Source organism: Moraxella caviae (assembly GCF_002014985.1).
Taxonomy (GTDB): Bacteria; Pseudomonadota; Gammaproteobacteria; order Pseudomonadales; family Moraxellaceae; genus Moraxella; species Moraxella caviae.
Genome location: NZ_MUXU01000022.1, coordinates 45,353 through 69,512, shown reverse-complemented (window position 1 = coordinate 69,512; position 24,160 = coordinate 45,353). Strand labels below are relative to the sequence as shown.

Annotated in this window: 23 protein-coding genes and 1 tRNA gene; 15 read left to right on the top strand and 9 right to left on the bottom strand. The window is 45.8% G+C overall.

Annotated elements, in window-relative coordinates; all coding sequences use genetic code 11:
• The first annotated feature begins 176 nt into the window (after positions 1-176).
• From thrS to infC, 4 genes are all read left to right on the top strand, one after another.
• The gene (thrS, locus tag B0181_RS03455) at positions 177-2,108 is read left to right on the top strand and encodes a threonine--tRNA ligase (RefSeq protein WP_078276089.1); all 1,932 of its coding nucleotides are present in this window, start codon (positions 177-179) and stop codon (positions 2,106-2,108) included.
• Between the two features lie 161 nt (positions 2,109-2,269).
• Positions 2,270-2,638 carry a hypothetical protein gene (locus tag B0181_RS03450; RefSeq protein WP_078276088.1) on the top strand — a complete coding sequence of 123 codons (369 nt, stop codon included), beginning with the start codon at positions 2,270-2,272 and terminating at the stop codon, positions 2,636-2,638.
• Between the two features lie 155 nt (positions 2,639-2,793).
• Entirely contained in the window at positions 2,794-3,963 is a 1,170-nt protein-coding gene (locus tag B0181_RS03445) for an MFS transporter (protein ID WP_078276087.1), read from the top strand.
• 88 nt (positions 3,964-4,051) lie between these two features.
• Complete coding sequence (infC, locus tag B0181_RS03440; RefSeq protein ID WP_172462144.1) at positions 4,052-4,549, top strand: translation initiation factor IF-3; 498 nt, start codon at positions 4,052-4,054, stop codon at positions 4,547-4,549.
• Between the two features lie 185 nt (positions 4,550-4,734).
• Here the strand turns inward: infC and rimI are convergent, their stop codons facing one another.
• Positions 4,735-5,256, bottom strand: a complete 522-nt coding sequence (gene rimI, locus B0181_RS03435) for a ribosomal protein S18-alanine N-acetyltransferase (protein ID WP_078276098.1) — start codon at positions 5,254-5,256, stop codon at positions 4,735-4,737.
• A 307-nt stretch (positions 5,257-5,563) separates the two neighbouring features.
• On the opposite strand from rimI, the gene rnr reads away from it, so the two are divergent.
• A complete protein-coding gene (rnr, locus tag B0181_RS03430) occupies positions 5,564-7,843 on the top strand; it encodes a ribonuclease R (RefSeq protein ID WP_078276086.1) in 2,280 nt (759 codons plus the stop codon).
• 223 nt (positions 7,844-8,066) lie between these two features.
• On the opposite strand, the gene hisA is transcribed toward rnr, so the two are convergent.
• On the bottom strand, positions 8,067-8,792 hold the full coding sequence (gene hisA / locus B0181_RS03425; protein WP_078276097.1) for a 1-(5-phosphoribosyl)-5-[(5-phosphoribosylamino)methylideneamino]imidazole-4-carboxamide isomerase: 726 nt from the start codon (positions 8,790-8,792) through the stop codon (positions 8,067-8,069).
• Positions 8,793-9,450: 658 nt separating this feature from the next.
• Between hisA and B0181_RS03415 the strand changes: the two genes are divergently transcribed.
• The 10 genes from B0181_RS03415 (at position 9,451) to bioC (ending at position 18,335) form a co-directional block, all read left to right on the top strand.
• Complete coding sequence (locus B0181_RS03415; RefSeq protein WP_078276084.1) at positions 9,451-10,797, top strand: Na(+)-translocating NADH-quinone reductase subunit A; 1,347 nt, start codon at positions 9,451-9,453, stop codon at positions 10,795-10,797.
• Between the two features lie 11 nt (positions 10,798-10,808).
• Complete coding sequence (locus B0181_RS03410; RefSeq protein ID WP_078276083.1) at positions 10,809-12,041, top strand: NADH:ubiquinone reductase (Na(+)-transporting) subunit B; 1,233 nt, start codon at positions 10,809-10,811, stop codon at positions 12,039-12,041.
• On the top strand, positions 12,022-12,831 hold the full coding sequence (locus B0181_RS03405) for a Na(+)-translocating NADH-quinone reductase subunit C (RefSeq protein WP_078276082.1): 810 nt from the start codon (positions 12,022-12,024) through the stop codon (positions 12,829-12,831). Before B0181_RS03410 ends, B0181_RS03405 begins: the two co-directional genes overlap by 20 nt.
• 2 nt (positions 12,832-12,833) lie before the next feature.
• On the top strand, positions 12,834-13,496 hold the full coding sequence (locus B0181_RS03400) for an NADH:ubiquinone reductase (Na(+)-transporting) subunit D (protein ID WP_078276081.1): 663 nt from the start codon (positions 12,834-12,836) through the stop codon (positions 13,494-13,496).
• Positions 13,496-14,104, top strand: coding sequence for an NADH:ubiquinone reductase (Na(+)-transporting) subunit E (nqrE, locus tag B0181_RS03395; protein ID WP_078276080.1), 609 nt, complete (start codon positions 13,496-13,498; stop codon positions 14,102-14,104). The genes B0181_RS03400 and nqrE overlap by 1 nt, the downstream gene beginning before the upstream one ends.
• A gap of 16 nt (positions 14,105-14,120) precedes the next feature.
• Entirely contained in the window at positions 14,121-15,356 is a 1,236-nt protein-coding gene (gene nqrF, locus B0181_RS03390) for an NADH:ubiquinone reductase (Na(+)-transporting) subunit F (protein WP_172462143.1), read from the top strand.
• A gap of 200 nt (positions 15,357-15,556) precedes the next feature.
• A tRNA-Pro gene (locus tag B0181_RS03385) sits at positions 15,557-15,633 on the top strand.
• Positions 15,634-15,959: 326 nt separating this feature from the next.
• Entirely contained in the window at positions 15,960-16,292 is a 333-nt protein-coding gene (locus B0181_RS03380; protein WP_078276078.1) for a hypothetical protein, read from the top strand.
• An 18-nt stretch (positions 16,293-16,310) separates the two neighbouring features.
• Positions 16,311-17,513 (top strand): aminotransferase class I/II-fold pyridoxal phosphate-dependent enzyme, encoded by a 1,203-nt coding sequence (locus tag B0181_RS03375; RefSeq protein WP_078276077.1) that lies wholly within the window; start codon positions 16,311-16,313, stop codon positions 17,511-17,513.
• Between the two features lie 51 nt (positions 17,514-17,564).
• Positions 17,565-18,335 carry a malonyl-ACP O-methyltransferase BioC gene (gene bioC / locus B0181_RS03370; protein ID WP_078276076.1) on the top strand — a complete coding sequence of 257 codons (771 nt, stop codon included), beginning with the start codon at positions 17,565-17,567 and terminating at the stop codon, positions 18,333-18,335.
• Between the two features lie 693 nt (positions 18,336-19,028).
• Here the strand turns inward: bioC and B0181_RS03365 are convergent.
• From B0181_RS03365 to B0181_RS03340, 7 genes are all read right to left on the bottom strand, one after another.
• Positions 19,029-21,248, bottom strand: coding sequence for a DUF927 domain-containing protein (locus B0181_RS03365; protein WP_078276075.1), 2,220 nt, complete (start codon positions 21,246-21,248; stop codon positions 19,029-19,031).
• Positions 21,248-21,418 carry a hypothetical protein gene (locus B0181_RS12030; protein ID WP_158078927.1) on the bottom strand — a complete coding sequence of 57 codons (171 nt, stop codon included), beginning with the start codon at positions 21,416-21,418 and terminating at the stop codon, positions 21,248-21,250. The genes B0181_RS03365 and B0181_RS12030 overlap by 1 nt, the downstream gene beginning before the upstream one ends.
• A complete protein-coding gene (locus tag B0181_RS11880) occupies positions 21,415-22,269 on the bottom strand; it encodes a hypothetical protein (RefSeq protein WP_133141516.1) in 855 nt (284 codons plus the stop codon). Before B0181_RS11880 ends, B0181_RS12030 begins: the two co-directional genes overlap by 4 nt.
• A gap of 92 nt (positions 22,270-22,361) precedes the next feature.
• Complete coding sequence (locus B0181_RS03355; RefSeq protein WP_078276073.1) at positions 22,362-22,544, bottom strand: hypothetical protein; 183 nt, start codon at positions 22,542-22,544, stop codon at positions 22,362-22,364.
• A complete protein-coding gene (locus B0181_RS03350; protein ID WP_078276072.1) occupies positions 22,538-22,843 on the bottom strand; it encodes a hypothetical protein in 306 nt (101 codons plus the stop codon). Before B0181_RS03350 ends, B0181_RS03355 begins: the two co-directional genes overlap by 7 nt.
• The gene (locus B0181_RS03345) at positions 22,837-23,043 is read right to left on the bottom strand and encodes a helix-turn-helix transcriptional regulator (protein WP_078276071.1); all 207 of its coding nucleotides are present in this window, start codon (positions 23,041-23,043) and stop codon (positions 22,837-22,839) included. Before B0181_RS03345 ends, B0181_RS03350 begins: the two co-directional genes overlap by 7 nt.
• A 90-nt stretch (positions 23,044-23,133) precedes the next feature.
• Entirely contained in the window at positions 23,134-24,123 is a 990-nt protein-coding gene (locus B0181_RS03340; RefSeq protein ID WP_078276070.1) for a hypothetical protein, read from the bottom strand.
• Positions 24,124-24,160: the final 37 nt, after the last annotated feature.

Below are 24,160 nucleotides of genomic sequence, written 5' to 3'. Positions count from 1 at the left end.
CCTTTTACCTTTTACCTTTTGCCAAAAATTATCGCAGCAAATTCGCCATTTACAAACTCCCCACACAGCCGCGCTGAAAATCAGTAGCAGACGGCGCGCTTTTTTGCTAAAATTAGACGTTTTATTTACGAACGTGCGAATTTGGCACGATGAAATTTAAGTTTTAAGGGTCTTTTATGGTCGCTATCACTTTGCCAGACGGCAGCATCAGAGAATTTGACGGCACTACCACCGTCATGCAAATCGCTCAAAACATCGGTGCAGGACTTGCCAAAGCCACTGTTGCTGGGCGTGTCAATGGCAAATTGGTTGATGCGTGCGATCCCATCACCACAGACGCCAACGTAGAAATTATCACGCCAAAAAACCAAGAAGGCGTGGAAATCATTCGCCATTCGTGCGCGCACCTTTTGGGTCATGCGGTCAAACAGCTGTACCCTGAAGTAAAAATGGTCATCGGCCCTGTGATTGAAGATGGCTTTTATTATGACATTTATAGCGAACGCCCTTTTACGCCTGACGATATGGCGAAAATTGAAGCACGCATGAAAGAGCTGATTGACCAAGATTATGACGTCATCAAAAAAATGACACCGCGCGCTGAAGTGATTGACATTTTTAAAGCTCGTGGCGAAGATTATAAACTGCGCTTGATTGACGATATGCCAGACGAAACCGAAATGGGTCTGTATTATCATCAAGAATACATTGATATGTGCCGTGGCCCGCACGTTCCAAACACTCGCTTCCTAAAAGCATTCCAACTGACCAAAATGAGCGGCGCGTACTGGCGTGGCGATGCCAAAAATGAGCAGTTGCAGCGCATTTATGGCACAGCTTGGGCGGATAAAAAAGAACTTAAAGCCTACATCGCACGCATTGAAGAAGCAGAAAAACGCGACCACCGCAAAATCGGCAAGGCGCTCAATCTATTTCATATGCAAGAGCAAGCGCCCGGCATGGTGTTTTGGCACCCAAATGGCTGGACGATTTGGCAAGTGCTTGAGCAATACATGCGCAAAGTACAAAAAGACAATGGTTATCTAGAAATCAAAACGCCGCAAATCGTGGACAGAAGCCTATGGGAGCGTTCTGGGCATTGGGAAAACTATGCCGAAAATATGTTCACCACGTCGTCAGAAAGCCGTGATTATGCCATCAAGCCGATGAACTGCCCTTGCCATGTGCAGGTGTTTAATCAAGGCTTGAAATCTTATCGTGATTTGCCAATTCGCTTGGCGGAATTTGGCTCGTGCCACCGCAATGAACCATCAGGCTCGCTGCACGGCATCATGCGTGTGCGCGGCTTCACCCAAGATGACGCCCATATTTTCTGCTCGCACGCCCAAATCAAAAAAGAAGCACAAGATTTCATCAAACTGACGCTTGATGTGTACAAAGATTTTGGCTTTGATGATGTGCAAATGAAGCTGTCCACTCGCCCAGAAAAGCGTGTCGGCTCTGATGAAATGTGGGACGATGCCGAAAAAGGCTTGGCGGATGCGCTTAATGACGCGGGTCTAAGCTGGGAACTTCAAGAAGGCGAAGGCGCATTTTACGGCCCGAAAATTGAATTTAGCCTAAAAGACTGCCTTGGCCGTGTGTGGCAATGCGGTACGCTACAGCTGGATTTCAACTTGCCAGAGCGCCTAGACGCAGAATTCATCAACGAACAAGGCGAACGTGAGCGCCCTGTCATGCTGCACCGTGCGATTTTGGGCAGCTTTGAGCGCTTTATCGGTATTTTGATTGAGCATTATGCAGGCTTTATGCCACCTTGGCTTGCGCCAAATCAAGTGGTGGTGATGAACATCACCGACAATCAAGCCGCCGCTTGTCAAGACGTGGTCGCCAAGCTAAACGCCAAAGGCGTGCGTGCTTTTGCTGATTTGCGCAACGAAAAGATCGGCTTTAAAATCCGTGAACGCACACTAGAACGCATTCCGTTCATGCTGGTGATGGGCGATAAAGAAGTGGAAAATGGCACGGTCAATGTGCGTACGCGTGAAGGCGAAAACCTTGGCGTGATGACACTTGATGAGTTTAGCGCACTGCTTGACGCTGCTGTCGCCGAAAAAGGTCGTTATGTGGCGAAAAAGCCTGAATAACGCAGCCTTGGCATAAGCAATGCAATCAAAAAAGAGATGGGATTTTCCGTCTCTTTTTTTGTTTTGATGCCCACTAAATTATTTTTGTAAAAGGCTTTACCCCCCCCGTTATTTGCTATACTTCACTTAAGGTTTTTATCATTTATAAGGAGTAGTCTTTTATGAAAAAATTAAGCGCGGTTTTGGTGGCGGCTTGTTTGCTGGGTTTGTCTGCACCGAGTTTTGCTAAAGTAACACCGATTAAGTTTGCTAAAGGTAGCTATTGCGGTAGTTTTGATGGCAACCATAGCGGCAGAACGTTTACACTACACTTAGATGCAGGACAATTATTAGAAATTGGTTATACTGACTATGATTATTACAGTGCAAAAGACATTATCGTCAAAGACCCCAAAGGTCGCACCTTGCAACCCGAAGAACAGGATTTTGATTACGGTCGATGGATCACTCGCACCAAAGGCGTACATAAAGTTAACATTATTAGATACCCCAATAGCACACACGCACATATCACATTCTGCGCTTACTGACATATTTCGCAAAAAGCCTTTCTTTAATGAAAGGCTTTTTTAATCCACCTTTCAAACCTGCAAAATTGCAATAAAAATTTGACTTTTGCTTGTAAAATTATTGATAATAGAAAACAGTTATATTTCATTGCAAAGGACGGCATGCGGAAAGTAAAATGTTTGATCGTATAAACCTGTCATATTTTGCCACCACGCTTGGCTATTGGATTGCTTTATTTTTTATCCCACTGCTCGTACTAGAACTTACGCAATCAGCCCTACTGGTTTCTGTCGCTTACGCTTTGGATATTTTGCCTTATATTGTTTTAACGCCAATCGCTGGAGCGCTTGCCGATAAATTCAATAAAAAACATCTGATAATCATTGGTGAGATGTGCTGTTTTTTGGCATCGCTGGCACTGTTTTTTTTGACATTTGAAAAAAGCAACGTCTATTTCATCATCTTATTAGGATTTTTAATTTCCAGCTTTTCCGCCATACACCACCCCGTCTTTCAGTCTATCTTACCTGAGCTTTATCATCATGACATTCTGCCAAAAGTCAATGGTAATATTGCCAGCATCAATAGCTTTACTGGCATCATTGCGCCTGCTATTTTGGGTGTTTTATTTGGATTTTTAAGCAACAAGCAAATTGCGCTTATCATACCACTGCTTTATTTGGTTTCCGCAGCTGCCTTTTATGGCATTGTCTATCGCGCTCACACCACCAAACACAAAATCAATATCATCAAAGACAATAAAGAAGCTGTCAATTACCTAAAAACACAGACCACCTTAATGGATTTTTCCTACCTGTTCTTTTTTGTCAATTTTGGTCTAAGAATGATACTGTCATCATTGATTTGGCTATACACCACACATTTTTATTTAGCTAAAAATCTTACCGCCTATCATTTTATTTTTATCGGCATCATGTCTATTTTAGGAGCAAAGATTGCTGGTAAATATATTGTTGGCAAATACACCACTGATAAGATAATTTTTAGATCATCCATTGTCATTGCTGGATTAATTTTTTCTCTGGCTTTGTTTGATAACGTCTTTTATCTAACTTTCATCTGGGGATTAGTCTCGCTATTTTCCATGTTTATTATTGTTGCGTACTTTACTTATCGCCAGCAACAAACCGAACGTGCACTACTTAGTCGTGTCGTGGCACTTACTCGCCTAATTTCCTATTTGGCAATACCGCCTGCCGTGCTGTTATCTGGATACCTATTGGATGCGTTTGGCGCGCCAAATTTAATTTATTTTATAGCAGGAGCTTGCGTGCTATTGCCAAGTTTGTATTTTGCAAACAAAAGCAGCGCAGCCCGAACTTAGACTTGCAATCTGTCATTTTTTAAAGTAGAATGAGCCTTTGTCATACCATTTCGGAGTAATTCCCATTAAACCGTCAAACCGTTTAAACATCAATGAAGAAATCCGCGCCAAAGAAGTTCGCTTGGTTAAAGAAGATGGCGAGCAGCTGGGCGTGGTGGATTTAAAAGCCGCCCTACAAGCCGCCAACGACAGCGGTCTTGACTTGGTGGAGATTGTGCCAGACGCCAAGCCGCCTGTGTGCAAAATCATGGACTACAAGCGCTATTTGTACGACCAAAAACAAAAAGCCAAAGAGGCCAAAAAGAACCAAAAACAAACGCAAGTTAAAGAAATCAAACTGCGTCCCGGCACAGAAGAAGCCGACTACCAAGTCAAGCTGCGTAAAATCGTGGAATTTTTGGAAAATAAAGACAAGGTTAAGGTTTCTATCCGCTTCCGTGGTCGTGAAATGGCACACCAAGAAATTGGCAAAGCTCAGCTTGAGCGCATCATTGCCGACACCGAAGAAATCGCCAGCGTTGAGCAAGCGCCTAAGGTAGAAGGTCGCCAAATGGGTATGCTGCTTGGCCCAGCCAAGAAAAAATAAGCCCAAGATTTGGCAAGCTGATTTGATGAATTAAATTCCAATAACGCCAAATCAGCCATCAACGAAAATTTTCGCTTGCAAATCGTGAGCGAAAATTTTTGGCGTTTTTAAAATTTATGCTTGGTGGTGGTTTTGGTTTAGCTGTGTTTTTTGGCGGTATTGTTAGCCGTGTTTTAGTCTGATTTTCAGCCAAGCGACCGCTGCATAATCAGTGCGTCCGTGCCGCTTGCGCCGTTGGCATTGCGATAATAATTTTTACGCACATCAATCTGCCCAAAGCCCACACGCTCATAAAGCGCAATCGCAGGCGCATTATCTGCGCGCACTTCCAGCAAAACGCTCTCGCACTCATCGCTTGCACCGCACAGCGCAAACAATTCATCAAGTAAACGCACTGCCACACCCTGCCGCTGAAAATCTGGATGCGTGCCAATGCGCAGCACTTCCGCCACTTCAAACACCACGCTATAAATACAATAACCCATCACGACATCATCTTGAGCAAGCCACAGCACGCCTGCGCCAAATTGCGACAACACATCGCCAATCGCTGCGCTATCCCATGCGTCATCAGCTTGTAAAATTCGCTCAAGTTCACTGATTTGCGCCAGCACATCGCTAAACGACACATCGGCAAGCAGTACATCAGCAGGCGCACCCTTTTGATGGCGCACCACGCCTTTATTCACCACGGACGATAAATTCATCACACCACCTTTATAATCTTGCACCACAATCCCTTATCACAATCCCGCATCTCAATCCCACATCAGCCAAGCGGACAAATTCACCATCCAACAAAGCCAATGTAACAAAATAAATGGACGATTTTCATTTCGTTGATAAAAAACTGTGATATGATACAACAAATCGTCCGTGATTTCGCAGCTTTTCTTGCGCCGTCTTTTATCTTATTCAAAATCCATCAAGGCGTGTGAAAAATTTAGCAAATCATAAGACCCTGAACACGACAATGATTGACATAAATCAACCAAAAAAAGAACATCCATAACAATGACAAACACTTGGAACGACCCAAACGCCCACAGCGAAGCCAACAAATACCAAAACCCCATTCCTTCACGCCTGCTGATTTTACAAACGGTGGCAAAACTCATCAATGAAGGCATGGCGGCAACTGCCGAAAGTTTGGGTATGCATTTTGAAATCCTAGGCGATGAAGAAAAATTTTTCGCCCTAAATAACCGCCTAAAAGCCATGCTGCGAGACGGGCAACTGATTCGTGAAGACGGCATTCATTTTGGTATTGCGCCCTTGCCAAACATCGTACGTGGTAAAATCACAAGCAACGCCAAAGGCTTTGGCTTTTTGGTGCTGGACGATATACCAGATTTGTTCGTGCATGAAAAACAAATGCGCGTGGTGTTTGATGGCGATGAAGTTGAAGCGGTTGCCAATGAATTTCGTGGCAAGCCAGAAGCACGCATTATCAATGTCATCAAGCGTGCGCACAATGAATTTATCGGCATTTTAACAAGCGATGACGAAGGTTTTATGGTGCAGCTTGGCGGTGCAAACGCCCACCAGCCTATCACCTTGACCGATGAAGACGTGGCGCATTGGCAAGCGGAGTTGGGCGACAGCGTGAAAGTTGCCATCATTGATTTTCCGACTTATCAAGAATACGCCACAGGCAAAATCACCGAACGCCTGACAGGACTAAACGACAGAGAACTCATCATTGAAACCACCGTGCATAATCACGGCATTCCTGATGAATTTAGCGCTGCCGCCTTAGAGCAAGCGCACGATTATAAAGAGCCGAGCGCCACTGAGCGCAAAGGCCGCACCGATTTGCGTGAGTTGCCGCTCATCACCATTGATGGCGAAGATGCGCGCGACTTTGACGATGCGGTCTTTGCCGAAAAACGTGCTGGCGGTAATTATCGTGTGGTGGTTGCCATTGCCGATGTCAGCCATTATGTTACGCCAAACTCGCCTTTGGATGTGGACGCTTATGAGCGCAGCACGAGTGTGTATTTTCCGCACCGTGTGATTCCCATGTTGCCAGAAGTGTTGTCTAATGGGCTGTGTTCGCTAAACCCAAAAGTGGACAGACTGTGCATGGTTGCCGACATCAAACTTTCGCGCGCAGGCAATGTTACCGGCTATGAATTTTACCCTGCCGTCATGCACTCAAAAGCACGTCTGACGTATAATCAAGTCAATGCGTTTTTTGACGACCCAAGCAACGAAACTTTGCCTGATGATTTGGTGCGCAATCCTGATGTGATTAAATCGGTGGATACATTGCACCAGATTTATCAAATATTGGATAAAAAACGTGAAGAGCGTGGCGCGATGGCGTTTGAAACTGCCGAAACTTACATCGTCTTTGGCGAAGATGGCGACATCAAAGACATCAAGGCACGCACACGCGGCGATGCGCACAAGCTGATTGAAGAGATGATGCTGCTTGCCAATACTTGTGCGGCAAATTTTGCGCTCAAGCACGAATTACCTGTCTTGTATCGCAATCACGACAAACCAAGCGATGAAAAGGCATTGCGCTTGTCGGATTATGTCAAAACCTTTGGGCTTGCCTTTCCAAGTGAAAACCCAACGCACACCGATTATCAGCGCATCATTGCCGCCACCAAAGACCGCCCAGATGCGGTGAGCATTCACAGTATGCTGCTGCGCTCTATGATGCAGGCGAATTATTCGGCAGATAATATTGGGCATTTTGGCTTGGCGTATGATGAATACAGCCATTTCACTTCGCCAATTCGCCGTTATCCAGATTTGATGCTGCACCGCGCCATCAAGGATTTTGTGACTAATAAAAAAGGCAAAAAACCACTGTACAAATCGCTAGACGAAGCAGGCGAACACACATCCATGACCGAACGCCGCGCCGAAGAAGCCAGCCGTGAAGTGGAAACGTGGCTAAAATGCCATTATATGAAGCGCCACGTTGGTAATGAATTTAGCGCAACCATCACCACCGTGACCAATTTTGGCGTATTTGTGACGCTCAATGAGCTGTTCATTGACGGATTGATTCACATTTCGCATCTTGGCGAAGAGTATTTCACCTATGATGAAAAAACGCAGCAGCTGATTGGCGAGCGTGGCAGCGTGTTTGGTTTGGGTGATTTACTGACCGTGCAAGTTGCTGGCGTGAATATGGATTTGCTGCAGATTGATTTTGCATTGGTTGAGCAGCTAACCCAAGGCGGCAATGCCGTTTCATCAAAGAAAAAGGCAAGCAAATCCCGCAGCGAGAAAGCCGAAAAAGGTAAAAAGTCTAAGAAAAAGGCTAGGAAGTGAGATGATAAAAACCATCTCGGTCGTAGGTTAGGTTGCAACAAGCCGTAAGTTGGGTTAGCAAAAGCGCAACCCAACTTTTTTAGGAAGGTCTTTAAATTCGTTGGGCTTTTACAAGCGTAACCCAACCCACACCTTTTTCAACACAATCCTTTAAAATTATTAAATTTTAAAAACACAAAAAAATCCGCTCACACAAGCGGATTTTATTCTTAAAGCGAATTTTTTAAGCGTCAAACAACGCCTGCGCCTGCGCCAAATCCAGCTGCCCTTCATAAATGGCACGCCCTGTAATCGCCCCAAGCAAATGCTCGCTGTATGGCTTAAGCGCCTTGATGTCATCCAGATTTGTTACGCCACCAGACGCAATCACTGGCAAGCCGCACGCCTTGGCTAAAGCCACCGTCTGCTCGATGTTTACACCTGCCATCATACCGTCTTTGGCGATGTCTGTGTACACAATGCTAGACACGCCTGCGTCTGCAAAACGCTTGGCAAGCTCGGTTGCTTTTACGTCCGTAACGTTCGCCCAACCATGCGTAGCAACCATGCCGTCTTTGGCATCAATCCCCACCATAATCGCACCGCTAAACTCTCGGCACGCTTCTTCCACAAATTCAGGCTCTTCTGCCGCCTTCGTGCCGATGATGATGTAATTTAACCCTGCTGACAAATATTGCTCAATCGTGCTAAGACTGCGCACACCGCCGCCAAGCTGAATTGGCAAATCTGGGTGCGCCTTGGCGATGGCGGTTACCACCTCTTTATGCACAGGCACGCCATCAAACGCACCGTTCAAATCCACCAAGTGCAGACGTCTTGCGCCTTGATTGACCCACTGTGTCGCCATCGCCACAGGATCATCACTAAATACCGTATCGTCTTCCATGCGCCCTTGTTTTAGGCGCACGCATTTGCCATCTTTTAGGTCAATGGCAGGAATGATAAGCATAGACATAACTTTTCCTTATGAGTTTTTAGGCAATTTGGTTAAACAGTTTATCAATCATTGTAGCAGTTCTTGGGCAAAGTTTCATCTATTTACGGCAAATTACGGCAAACTTTTTATGTCAATCTTACGCCAAAGCCAAACTTTCGCCAGCCACATTCAGCCAAAGCCTTGCTCACAATCGGTTATCAATCATCAAAAAAGCGTTACATTTGCGCAAAACAATCTACCAAGCGGTAAAAAACACTGTAATTTTTCAATGATTTGGCGTATAATGGTTAGGTTATTTGTGTATCTAAAACGCAAATATTTCAATATCGTACGTTGCTGTTTGTGCGGTATTGTGATGATTGCGTAAGATTGCAATAATTAGGTAGCCAGTCGCCACTGTATTTTCAGCATTAACGTGTTGTTAAGGAGTTTGGGCGTGTTTGGTTGAAATTGCCGTGTGTTTTAAGCATGGCAACCATAAGGACATCTAAGCGGTTAATGTGTTTTGGCAAAGGCGCAATGATTGCCACTTTCTCAAACCCACTTGACCAACTACATGGATTTCAATCAAATTACGTCCGTAAGGTCAGCGTTAAAGTTATGTAAGCTATGCTTACAAATACCAACAGGAGTCTGGTATGGTCAATTCACTAAGAGTAAGTATCCGCTTATGATTACCATCAAAAAAGGGTTGGACTTGCCCATCACGGGCGAACCCGTCAAAGAGATTAGCGAGCACACGCCAACTCAGGTCGCACTGATCGGCTACGACTACATCGGTATGCGTCCAACAATGCACGTCAAAGAAGGCGATGTCGTTGTCAAAGGACAGGTGCTTTATGAAGACAAAAAACGCGCAGGCGTAAAATACACCGCGCCAGTCAGCGGTCAGGTGGTAGCGATTAACCGTGGCGAACGCCGTGTGTTTGAAAGTTTGGTGATCCAAACCAATCCTGCTTCTAGCGAAGAGATTACTTTCAACGCCTATTTGCCTAGCGATTTGGCTTCTATTGACCGTGAAACCGTCAAAGAACAACTCGTGGCTTCTGGCGAATGGACAGCATTTCGCACACGCCCATTTAGCCGCACGCCAGAAATTGACAGCACACCAGCTGCGATTTTTGTAACTGCCACTGACACCAATCCGCTTGCTGTCAATCCTGCCGACATCATTGATGCCGAAATTGACGCATTCAATGACGGCTTGGCTGTGATTTCAACGCTTAGCCCAAAAACTTACGTTTGCCATGGCGAAAAAGCACCTGCCAAAGCTGCCATTGTCGCCAACCAAACCGTCTATGAAGGCTTTACAGGCGTACACCCAGCGGGCAACGCAGGCACGCACATTCACTTCTTGCACCCGATTGGCCGTGGCACAACTGTTTGGACCATCGGTTATCAAGACGTGATTGCCATTGGTAAGCTGTTCACCACAGGTAAAATCCACACCGACCGTGTGATTAGCCTAGCTGGCCCAGTGGTGCAAAACCCACGCTACATTCGCACCACACGCGGCGCAAACCTAAACGATTTGACCGCAGGCGAACTAAAAGGCAACGACAACCGCGTGATCTCAGGTTCGGTATTGTCTGGCCGTCAAGCGGCAGGCGCGGTGGCATTCCTTGGACGTTTCCACAACCAAGTTTCAGCGCTTGCTGAAGGCCGTGAACGCCCAGCGATGCACTTTTTCACCTTGGGCGCAAATCGCTTCTCAAAAATGCCGATTTATCTGTCAAATCTATTTAAAGGCAAGAAGTTTGACTTCACCACATCAACCAACGGCTCACCGCGTGCGATGGTACCGATTGGCGTGTTTGAAAAAGTCATGCCACAAGACTACCTACCAACCCAGCTTTTGCGTGCTTTGATTGTAGAAGACATCATCAGTGCTGTGGAGCTTGGCGCGTTGGAATTGGACGAAGAAGACGTGGCACTTTGCACCTTTGTATCACCGGGTAAATATGAGTTTGGCGACATTTTGCGCGACAACCTAACCCGCATTGAGATGGAAGGCTAAGGGAAATTCAGATGAAATTTATTCACAATATCTTTGATCGTATGGAACCGTCCTTCACCAAAGGCGGCAAATACGAAAAATACTACGCCGTCTTTGAGATGTTTGACACCTTTTTCCGTCAGCCAAGCTCACAGACTTACAGCGCATCACACGTCCGTGATGGTATTGACCTAAAGCGCATCATGATTACCGTTTGGCTGTGTACTTTCCCTGTGATGTTTTGGGGTATGTACAATGTCGGTTTTCAAGCGCTGACCGCCATGGCAAATCTTGGCGTGCAAGCTGAAGGCTGGCGCACCATCATCACCAACATGGCAGGCTATGATCCAAACAGCATTTGGGCGTGCTTTGTGTATGGCGCAATGCAATTTTTGCCAATTTACATCGTTACCTTTGCCGTAGGTATTCTATGGGAAATCATCTTTGCCGTGGTGCGTGGCCACGAAGTGAACGAAGGCTTCTTTGTAACTTCTGTGCTGTTCGCCCTATCACTACCACCTGACATTCCGCTGTGGCAAGTTGCCATCGGTATCAGTTTTGGTGTGGTCGTTGCCAAAGAGATTTTTGGTGGTACTGGTAAGAACTTCCTAAACCCTGCCCTAGCAGGTCGTGCGTTCTTGTACTTTGCTTATCCTGCTTATATGTCTGGCGATGCCATCTGGACAGCCGTTGATGGCTTCTCTGGCGCAACGCCGCTAGGTCTAGCAGCCATGGGCGTTTCACCTGATATGTTTGTAGACGCATACGGCAACACCATCACTTGGATGGACGCATTCCTTGGTAATATGCAAGGCTCTATCGGTGAAGTTTCTACTTTGGCAATCTTGATTGGTATGGTGGGCTTGCTGGTAACTAAAATCGCGTCTTGGCGTGTGATTGCAGGTTCGGTGATTGGTCTTGTGGCGACTGCGTTCGTCTTTAACCTAATCGGCGGCGAAAACCCAATGATGAGCCTAGCACCACACTGGCATTTGGTGATTGGTGGCTTTATGTTTGGTGCGGTATTCATGGCAACAGACCCTGTATCAGCTGCCCACACCAACACAGGTCGCTGGTTGTACGGTCTTCTCATCGGCTTTATGACAGTAGTAATTCGCGTGGTGAACCCTGCGTTCCCAGAAGGCATCATGCTGGCAATCTTGTTCGCCAACTTGTTCGCCCCACTATTTGACTACTTTGTTACCCAAGCCAATATCAAACGTCAAACTGCACGGAGATTAGCTCATGTCAGCACCGAAAAATAGTAACGCAACCACCATTGGGGTGGCATTGGTTCTGTGTTTGGTCTGCTCGGTGTTGGTTTCTGCCGTCGCCGTGGGACTAAAACCACAACAACAAGCGAACGCTCGCCAAGATTTGAACAAAAACATCTTGGTTGCAGCCGATAAATTCAACCCTGAGACTGACCCTGTCAGCGCCATTGAAGAGCGCTTTGCGGCATTTGAAGTGCGCTTGGTGAATCTTGAAACTGGTGCATTTGCCACCGAAGAAGAGATGAGCGCAGCAGGCGTTGATGCCAATAGCTTTGACGTTGCCAAAGCGGCGCGTACGCCAGAGCTGTCAAACGCCCTAGAAAATGACATCGCCAAAATCGGCGGTCAGCCAAAATTTGCCAAAGTTTACATCGCCAAAGATGGCGCTGGCGACATTGAGCAAATCGTACTGCCAATTCACGGTGCAGGTCTGTGGGGCCCAATCTTTGGTCTTTTGACTTTGGATAAAGATTTGAACACCATCAAAGGTGTGAACTTCTACCAACACAAAGAAACTCCGGGTCTAGGCTCACGCATTGAAGAAGCCCCTTGGCAAGCACAATGGGTAGGCAAAACGCTGTACAACGAAGACGGCTCAATGAAAATGGCTGTTACCAAAGCAGGTACAGCGCGTGAAGGTCAAGTGGACGGCATCAGCGGTGCAACTTTGACCATTCGTGGCGTGAACAATCTACTACAGTTTTGGCTGGGCGAAAAAGGGTTCAAGCCATTCTTGGACAACCTAAAAGCTGGCGCAGCTGGCAACGGTGAAGGAGCGTAATCATGGCTAATACCAAAAGCATTCTGACGACGCCGATTTTTAACAATAACCCAATCGCCCTACAAATCTTGGGTATCTGTTCGGCACTTGCGGTAACCACAAGCGTGGCAAACGCCTTGGTAATGTGTATCGCATTGACGCTAGTAACTGCGTTTTCTAGCTTTTTTATCTCGATCATTCGTAACAAAATCCCATCAAGCATTCGTATCATCGTACAGATGGTCGTAATCGCTTCTTTGGTGATTGTGGTAGATCAGATTTTGCAAGCCTTTGCCTATGAAATCAGCCGCTCGCTGTCGGTATTCGTAGGTCTTATCATCACCAACTGTATCGTAATGGGTCGCGCTGAAGCCTTCGCCATGAGCAACCCACCAATCCCAAGTTTCCTTGACGGCATTGGTAACGGTCTTGGCTACTCTGCGGTGTTGATTTTCGTTGCCAGCATTCGTGAGCTTATCGGTAACGGCAGCTGGTTCGGCTTGCAAATTTTGGAAAAAGCCACCGATGGCGGTTGGTACATTCCAAATGGCTTGCTGCTATTGCCACCATCGTCGTTCTTTATCATTGCAGGTTTTATCGCGATTATTCGCCTATGGAAAAAAGACCAACAAGAGCCTGCTGAATTTGTGATGAAGCCGCAGTCTAAAGGCATGGGGAGTCACTAATGGGACACTATATTAGTTTATTTATCACTTCTGTTTTCGTTGAGAACATGGCACTTGCCTTCTTCCTAGGCATGTGTACCTTCATTGCGATTTCAAAGAAAGTATCTACCGCCATCAGTCTTGGTATTGCTGTTGTGGTGGTGATGGCAATCACCGTACCGCTAAACAACCTACTTTACCAATACCTACTAAAAGACGGTGCATTGGCGTGGGCTGGCTATCCAAACGTTGATTTGTCGTTCCTAGGCTTGCTAAGCTACATCGCATTGATTGCGGCAACCGTACAAATCATGGAAATGTTCCTTGATAAATTCGTACCAAGCCTGTACAACGCACTGGGCGTGTTCCTGCCATTGATTACGGTAAACTGCGCCATCATGGGCGGCGTATTGTTCATGGTTGAGCGTGATTACAACTTTGGTGAATCTATCGTTTATGGTATTGGTTCTGGCTTCGGCTGGGCATTGGCAATCGCCGCCCTAGCAGGTATCCGCGAGAAACTAAAATACTCAGACGTGCCAGCACCGCTGCGTGGTCTTGGCATCACCTTTGTAACCGTAGGCTTGATGTCGCTTGGCTTTATGTCATTCGGCGGTATGTCGCTATAACAATTAGGAGTAAAGTATCATGTTTGGTACAGCATTTGGCGGCGTTGCCATGTTTACTGCCATTATCATGAGCTTGGTGGTGATTATTCTAATCGCCCGCTCACGATTGGTTAGTTCTGGCAACGTTACCATCAACATCAATGACGATCCCGACAACAGCGTCAGCACTGCCGCTGGGGGCAAATTGCTACAAACCTTGGCATCTGAAGGCATTTTCCTATCATCTGCTTGCGGTGGTGGTGGTACTTGTGGTCAGTGCCGCTGTAAAGTGGTAGAAGGTGGCGGCTCAATCCTGCCAACCGAAGAAGGTCATTTCACCCAAGGCGAAATCCGCGACAACTGGCGTTTGGCTTGCCAAGTGGCGGTTAAGCAAGACATGAAAGTGGAGATTGACCCTGAATTCTTTGGCGTGAAAAAATGGGAATGCGAAGTCATTTCTAATGACAACGTAGCAACCTTCATCAAAGAATTGACGCTAAAAATCCCTGAAGGCGAAGTCGTGCCTTTCCGCGCGGGTGGTTATGTGCAGCTTGAAGCGCCGCCACACGAAGTACACTACAAAGACTTTGACATTGCCGAAGAATACCGTCCTGACTGGGATCAGTTTGACTTGTGGCGTTACAGCTCAAAAGTGGACGAGCCTGTCATCCGCGCCTACTCTATGGCAAACTATCCAGAAGAAAAAGGCATCATCAAGTTCAACATTCGTATCGCCAGTCCACCGCCGCGCGGCCCAGAAGGCATTCCACCGGGCAAGATGTCATCGTACGTCTTTAGCCTAAAACCGGGTGATAAGATTACCGTATCTGGCCCTTATGGTGAGTTTTTCGCCAAAGACACCAAAGCTGAGATGGTATTCATCGGTGGTGGTGCTGGTATGGCACCGATGCGTTCGCACATCTTTGATCAGCTAAAACGCCTAAAATCAGACCGCAAAATCAGCTTCTGGTACGGTGCGCGTTCTAAGCGTGAGATGTTCTATGTGGAAGATTATGACGGCTTGGCAGCAGAGTTTGATAACTTTGAATGGCACGTCGCCCTGTCTGACCCACAACCAGAAGACAACTGGGAAGGCTACACTGGCTTTATTCACAACGTCTTGTACGAAGAATATCTAAAAGACCACCCTGCCCCAGAAGATTGTGAGTTCTATATGTGTGGGCCTCCAGTGATGAACGCCGCTGTCATCAAAATGCTCAAAGATTTGGGCGTAGAAGATGAAAACATCTTGCTTGACGACTTCGGTGGTTAATCACCTGACAAAACCAAAAGCCGCTCATCTGATGATGGGCGGTTTTTTATGATGGCAGTTTTTATGACGGTGGCTTTGCAACGATGAGTGATTTTTAAATACAAATACAAAAATAAACAATCAACCAAGGTGAACACTTCCTTATGATTAAGAAAAATACTTGCAATTTTTGGATTTATGGGTAAAATATGGGGTCTATTCGGGGTGTAGCGCAGCTTGGTAGCGCACTTGCATGGGGTGCAAGGGGTCGCGAGTTCGAATCCCGCCACTCCGACCAAACAACATATCAAGGCTTTTTGGCATAGTTCAAAAAGCCCTTATTTTTTCAAGAATATGGGTTTATAAGGGTTTTGGGTAGTTTAGTAGTTCGTTGTAATTCGTGGTAGAACGTTGCAAGACGCATAAAATTAACCTATAATTTAGCCTATACAAACCATCATAAATTGATTTACACCAATAAATACTTTCATCAAATCAAGCAAATCCGCACCATTTCCACCACAAATTTGTATCATCAATGTATCCAAATCTTTGCACGCTCGCCAAACTTTAGTATAATAGGCAAGTGCTATTTTTGGCATCTCACTGTAATTAGGAAATTTTATGAAAAAAATCGCTCTACTTGCCGCTGCTGCCGTTGCTTTGGCTGGCTGCAATGCTATGACTAAAACCGCTGACAAAGTATTCTACAAGCAAAGCAACTTCTCTCAGCTTGAAGACACTCAATACCCAGTTGGCGAAGGCCCTGAATTTGACGCAGACGTAAAAGCTCAAGCTGCGCTAGAAGATATGCAACGCACCCAAGCGGCTGAAGCACAATACCCAGCTGGCGTAAAACAAAAAATCGCTCAACCAGTCGCTGAAGAAGCAGCCGTTGAAGCGGTTGAAGAAGCTGCCACTGATGCAGCTGAAGCAGTAGCAGAAGCTGCTCAATAATCCCAAAACCGCTTGGCAATGGATATGCTATCTTGGTACGAAAACAAACTCAATGCCTTAAAATGTGCGGACAATCACCGCGCATTTAGCACATCTCGCCAAGCGGATCGCTTTATTTACCCCGCCACATCAGCCGATACACCACCTTTATTAAACCTTGCCAGCAACGACTATCTTGGACTAGCAAGCGACACTCACCTACGGCAACAATTTTTCACCACGCATAGCCAAGACAGCTTACGCCTAAGTGCGTCATCGTCTCGCCTGCTCACTGGCACATTTGACGAACACAGCACCCTTGAAAAGACTTTGGCAGACACGTTCAGTTTACACGCCAAACGCACGTTATCAGCACTCACTTTTAACAGCGGCTATCATGCCAATGTCGGTATTTTGCCTGCCATCAGCGATTCTCGCACGCTGATTTTGGCGGATAAACTGGTACACGCCAGTATCATTGATGGCATTTTATTATCCAAAGCGGCACATCTGCGCTATCCGCATCAAGATTGTCAAAGATTGACTGCACTCATTGATAAGCATTATCACGATTATGAGCGCATCATCATCGCCACCGAAAGCGTCTTTAGCATGGACGGTGATGTTACCGATTTGAAATTTTTAGTAAATCTTAAAAATAATTACCCAAAAATCTCGCTGTATGTTGATGAAGCGCACGCCATCGCTGTGCGTGGCAAACACGGACTTGGCATTGCTGAAGAGCAAGGCGTGCTGGGTGAGATTGATTTTTTGGTCGGTGCGTTTGGCAAGACGATGGCTTCGGTGGGTGGATTTTGCATTTGCCACCCTATCATCAAAGACTATCTGATTAACGCCATGCGTCCGCTGATTTTTAGCACGGCACTACCGCCCATCAATGCCGCTTGGACACGCCACGTCTTTGATTATATGCTTGATAAGCACCAAGCCCGCACGGATTTGCAGGCTTTGGCGATGGATTTTATTGCAAAGTTGCACGGCTTGGGATTTGACTGTCCGTCCCAAAGCCACATCATTCCTGTGATTATTGGTGATAATCGCCGCACCTTAGAATACGCCAAGGCACTAAAGGCAGCGGGCTTTTATGTGCTGGCTGTGCGTCCGCCCACCGTACCAAAAAACCAAGCACGCCTGCGCATTTGCCTAAACAGCCACATCACTCAAACGGACATTGACAAGCTGCTAAATATTTTAGAAAATCTTAAAAATAAAAGCCTATAATTCGGTGGATAATTTTAAAACCCAAGCCATATCTGAACACAAGGACGCACCATGACCAGTCCAAACGCCGCCATCGCACGGCGTTTCGCCAAAGCCCGCCACACCTATGACGCCGCCGCCCACGTCCAAAAAGTCATCGTGCGCACGCTGATGTCTTATGCTGCGCCGCACCTGCCGACAGCCGCCAAACGCACGCTAGAAATCGGCTGCGGCACAGGCGAATTAAGCCGCGCCTTACTGGAAAAAGTGCGCATAGATGTGCTGATTTTGAACGATTTATACCCAGAAATCAGACAAAATCCAGCCAATCCGCACGGTGAAACGCAGTATTTGATTGGCGATATTGAGCAATTACCGCTGCCTGATTCGCTGGATTTGGTGGTGAGCAGTTCGTGTTTGCAATGGCTTAAAGATTTGCCTGCATTGCTTGAGCGAGCGCATGGCGCATTACAAGATGATGGCGTGTTTGTATTTTCTAGTTTTAGCACAGAAAACTTGCATCAAATCAAACACTTAACCAATCAAGGCTTGGACTATTACAGCCTTAAAGACTATGAAAATCTACTGACTGCGGCAGGATTTCAAATTTTGCATTTGTCAGAACAACAATACGAGCTGAATTTTGACAGCCCAAAAGCTGTGCTAAAACACCTGCAAAACACAGGTGTAACCGCCACGAGTGCGGACTTTCGCTGGACGAAAAGCACGCTTACACAGTTTATGCAAGATTATCAGCGCAAATTCGCTTGGCAAGATGATGCAGGCAAATGGCATTATCCGCTGACTTATCATGCGGTGTATGGGGTGGTGGGGAAAGCGTAAGCGGACAGCAAAGACAATCTATCTCTGCCTAGCTTTACAGCAAAGCGCTTGAACACACCAAATTTCCACCGAAACAAAAACCCCCAAAAACTAAGTTTCGGGGGTTTTGTATATGGTACCAGTGGTCGGAATTAAACTAAGGCTTTAAGTCATTGATTTTATTAGTCTTGTATTTTGGTAAGTCAATTTTAGGTACTAAAATAGGTACTAAATTTGGTTGATACCCCCATTTTGGCGGCTCTGTATTTTGGGCAAATTCACCACTACATAGGGTTGTTTTCCAAGCTCCAATCTTGCCGCCCCGCTCTTTTTTATATCGTTCAAAAACCCTTTTTATACGGTTCAAAAATGCGAAAACTTACCAAATCTTAGGGAATTCGTCCAGTCTTACTCTTTTTTATAGCGTTCAGAAATCGCCGTAATCTCACCCTTTGCATGGGGTTGTTTTGCAAAACCTTGTGGCAATTCGCCAAATCTTGCCGCTTTTCATAACAAAAAAGCTTTTGAAAAGCCCCTTGTTATTTTATTTTCTTTAGCAAAAATACACAATAGCAGGCGTGATTTTGTAAAAGTGCTGCGTGTGTGTTTGCGTGTGTGTCAAAAAAGTGCGGGAACAGCGGGAACAGCGGGAACAACCTAGTGCCACAAGGCTTTGCACTGTGAACAAATTTGGGAACTGTTCCCCATTTTGCCCTAATTTTTGCTAAATTCTAGTATTTTCGCCTTGATTGCATAAAAACTTAGGGGGTTTTTGCCGTTTTCAATTCTGATTTTTGCCTTAAACCGTCCGCCGTCATTGCAATGCAAAAAATCATGATTTTTTAGAATATTTAAACAAACATCACGGCTTAAACCATGCTTTTTGATGGCTTCATCAAATGCGCTTTGATTGAACGCATAAACCACGCCTACATCCTTAATGTTCGTGATATAGCCTGCAAAGTTTGCCGTGTGTCTTATGTCTGATGGCGTAAAAGATGGCTCTGTAGCGTTCACAAAGCGGCTAAATTGGTGCTGCTCGATAAAATGCTGTATGGCTTCTATTGCTTGCGCTGTTTGTAAATCGTCCTTGTTATTGGCAAGCCAAACATGGTACAAATTAGCAATCGCTTGGCTTGCCTGCCCATCTTGCCAACCTGTAATGCCTGCTCTAGTCGCAAGCTCGCCAGCGGTCGCCATCAGCGCAAAATAGCCAAGCACTCGCCCTTGTTGCTGTGATAAATCCCCAAAACCTGCCATAAATTCATCATACAACCCGCCTGCAAGCTCTGCCATGCCCTTTTTATCGGCGGTCAAGTACTCAAGCCATGCCGTGCCAGCCGTGCCGTAAAAACGGCTTGCATAGTCGTTTAAACGGCTGTGCAATTTTCTGCCTTGCTCGCCCACTTCCACATCATCAAATACGCTGCCTTGCTCGCTGTTGGCGGGCAAATGTATCATACGCATAAGCTCGCCAGCATGGGCGGATTTGCCTATCTCGGCAAGTTTTTGGCTTAGGGTAATTTCACCAGTAGAAAGCCAGCACGTCCGCCACGTTCGCACATCTTGCAAGCTCAAATCTTTAGTAGCTCGCCCCTTGCCTGCGCCATTGCCAAGCATATAAACCACTTTGGCGGCTTCTTTTGCGCCAATCTGCCCAAGCTCGTCCAATGCCAAAAAGTTATCATTGTGCAAACTTACAATCATCTCTAAGCCGTTGGCGGTGAAATTCCAAGTTTTTAGTAAATCGCTCGGCTTACCCCACACACTACACGCCAAATTCAGCGTTAGCGTCTTGCCCTGTGATGATGAACTCACCAAATGAACGCCAATGCTTTGCATATTCATCAGCTCAAGCAACGCCCCGCCAAACGCCATGCACAAGCCAAGCGTTAATCTGTCGTGTTTGATACACTCTTTGGCGATATTCTCTTGCCAGTCGCTTAGGCTGCCTTTTTGGCTGTGGTGCGTGGCAAATTCTTTATCAAGCAGTACGTTATTTGCGCCAAATACGGCATTAGGCAAAACATACACATCGCCATGCCAGCCGCTACTTGATACGGTGGTGTAGCGTGTCTTGGTGGGGTGGCGGTGTAGATAATCGCTCAATAACTGCTTGGCGTGGGGCTTGTTGCTCGGGCTGCACCCATGCGCCGCCAATAGCTTGCGCCATTCTCTAGCGTCGCCCTGTAGCTTGTCATCGGTCAAAATAAAGCGGTGCGTGTTGCCGTCTTGGTCTTTGGTGCGTATGTATTTGCCCCAATTTGTGCCGTTTTTGTTGCGTGTTAAGCCGTCCACATACAAAGGCGGTGAAAGCCAAGTTTTTTTGCTTGGCTCATCGTCTTTTGCGTCTGTGATATGCCACAAGCCATCATCAGATAAAACAAACTCACCGCCAGCACATCGCCAGCGGTTCACGCCAAGCGGTATTTTTTCCACTTCATCGCCATTGTCTAAAATGGTCGCCAAATCGGTAATACCAAGCCATAATTCACCGTTCACGCCTGCCAGCTTTGCAAGCATTTCATCTTTTTGGTTTAGTGTGGCGGTGATGATGATTTGCTTTGCGCCAAATTCCTTTGCTGCGCTCACTTTAGCAGGCGTGATTAACACGCAAGCCGCCTTGTATTCGGTGTTTGGCAATACGCTAAATAACCGCTCGCCATCGTCCCAATCATCAACGATAAAGGCGGTGGGGGCGTGTATATCCCCCATGATGACGGCTGCGCCCTTTGGGTGCTCTACGGGGCGCAAATCATCGCCTGTAATGCTTATCAGCTCGCCTGCTGCGTTTTTCATTGGGTAGTAGGTTTTGCCCGCTGTGATGGCGGCTTCTTTGTAGTCCGTTTTTAAATCATGCAATGCCACATGCTCGCCAAATTGGGCGTTTTCTAGCTCTTTAAAATCCGTTTCCCATACTTCTGCAATGTTCATTATTCGCCCCCTTTATCCCAATACCAACCACGATTAAAACATACTTTGATTTTATCTTTGGCAAATTTAAGCGACTTAGCAAAGGCTACCGCTTCGGCTTTGGTGTCAAATAGGCGGTAAATATTGGCTTCCTTGCATTCTACACTGTAATATTCGTAATCATGCTTCATGCTGCACCCCCTAGCAAAACAAGGGCGCAAATAAAGGCGGTGGCGATAAAGCCAATGGCGAAAGATTGGATTGGGGAATAGTGAGAAATACGCTCTAAAAATGCGTTCATGGTGAACACTCCTACATAATTTTGAGTTTGAGAAATCACCGCTAAAAGGGTGATGGGGCTCACTCTCGGTCTATGTAGTAACCGCCCCACATATTCACCGATTGGCTTATTTTGTGGTGTCGCCCCATCATAAGATGATAGGTGCTTTGTCTGCGCAAAGTCCTTAGATGATGGGTTCACGCCTGCGCCTGTGGCGGTGTCTTGGCGTAAAAAAAGCCAATTTGAACAGTTTGGCGAACTGCTACATAAATTTTGAGAGAGATTTACATTATTGCAAAACTCACCCAAAAAGGCAAGGGCTTTTTTTGGTGATGGCAGGCGTGATAATGCGCCATAGAATGCGCCTGTTTTGCGTTCTACGCTTGCTTGGGTGGTTTGGATAGGGGTTTGTACTGGCAGATTGCCAAAAGCCGTATTATGGCGGTTTTTTGCGTTCATGGTGAACACTCCTAGAAGTTTAGTTAGTATCGCCCACATGGGTGGGCGGGCTTCAACTACCGCTTCTAGACGGCGGAACTTATTTCCCTGCAAAGGGTGTTTTATTAGGTTCTCTCGACCCGCCATAACTGGCAAAGTGGATTTTATGCGAATATTGCGAATGCAAGGCATAAAAATGCCGCAAGCTGTCGGGTGCGGATAACCGCTAGAAGATTTAGTAGTCCGTTCATCATAGCCCACGCCTGCGTTTCTGTCTATTTTAAAAATCTGATTAAAACTTGATATTTGTTTTGCAAAACTCATGATATAATACTCTTGTGAAATCGACCTGAAAATTTCATTTTCATTTTGCCAAGCCTTGATTTATAAGGGCTTGGCTTTTTTATTGCATTTTTTCATCTTGCATTTTGGTGATAATACCATTCATCAATCACCGCTTTTAAATCGCTAATCGCTTCATCTATGCTGTCATTGAGTATCGCTCTTGCGTTGCTCGTTTGCCCGTTCACAAAATACTGCTTAGCGGTGTGTTGGTCTACGATAAGCCGCTCGGTGATTTGCTCTAATCTGTCTAGCATGGTTGCCCCTTGAATAAATGCTTGTACTGTGTGGGAATTTCGCCAAACACTCGCAAAACGGCTTCTACGCTTGGCAATTTGACAAGCCTAAAAATGCGGTAATTTGCGCCTGTGTTTGGGTTTTTGCCAATGGTGAACACGGTTTCAAAGCCAAATCGGCGCAGCTCGCAAAGTCTGCGCTCTGGGCTTGATATGCTGTGCTGCTGCTTCATCTCTAGGTGCGTGAATGTTTTGCCGTCTAGCAAGGTTTGCGCCATGATTTGCTGTTGGCTCTTGCGGTTTTTGTCGGTGATTAGCATTTGATACGCTCCCATTTTGATGGGTCTTTTAGGTATTCCAAAACTTCGTTATTTTGCCAAACGGTCAAATTAGCATTTAGGCGTTTGGGTTTTGGGAATGTACCCGCCAAGCATTTGCGGTAAAGCGTGGTTCTGCTAAATGGCAAAAGCGGTAAAATATGTTTGGCTTGGCTCAAGCCGTCTTTTGGTAGGGTTTGCATAACTATATACCTTCTATGAATTGGTATGGGTGATTATGCAATGAATAGGCACCAAAAAACCCTAGTTAGGTTCTAACTAGGGTTTGGGGTTTATTTTGATTGTTCTTGGTTGGCGCTTTTTAACCATTTGGCTATCGTCTCTGGGCTTATTTGCAAGCCTAATTTCTCCGCTGCTCCCAATATTTTACCGTTGCTTTCATTGCCGTAAGGCGTTGTTATATCCATTTTTAAAAGCTCTGCCATCGCCGCTATCACTTTAGCTGCGTTATTTGCGGTGCGTGAGTGTAGCGGCTGATTTAATTTTGCTAAATGCCCTAATGCTGGCGTTTGCTTTTCGGGTATTGGGTCGCTGTTTAAAATATGGTTTTCTAAGGCTTTAAGGTCTTTATGAAAAATGATTAAATCTTTTAAGCCAATTTCAAAAAACGGGCATAACTCAAATTTTTCTGTATTTATTTCATAATGGGTAAATTTCAATGAAGTTAATTTCTTAATATCGTCTATGCTATAGACTTTTTCGCCCTGCACGTCCTCCAACCATAAGGCGTTTGTTACTGGCAAAAGATTAACGCTTTCTACTTCATCCCAAAAATCTTTGCCCGCCACGCCAAAAAAGTTTTCGTTATGCTCCCCATTTTCCCATGCTGTAGACAAATACCCATCAAAGATATTTTCATGAAAATTTAACGATTGAGTAGATTGCCCGTTATTTTCACAAAATAACACATGGCTAAGCATTACGTTACTTACTTTCAAAAAGCAGCCATCATAAAAAAGAAAATGATTTACAAGGTTTTCTATCTCTTTTTCAACAGCTTCCGCTTTTTGCTGCTGTCTTTTTTCTTTTTCCCAATCAAAACCGTCCGCCGCTCGCGCAATCTCATCTTTAAAAAAAACATCGCAAGCCATCACAGAAAAACCGCTGCCATACACATAACAAGGAATATCATAGCTAATCGCCTGCTTTAGCAGTTTTTGGGCGTTTATCACGCCTGCACCATGCTTTAAATTCAAATACTCGCTTGCTTCTTGTAGCGTGTAATATTCAGCTTTGGCAAAGTTTAACGCTGGATTACTCATGCTCTCATACCTTATCCATACCTTAAAAAAGGATTAG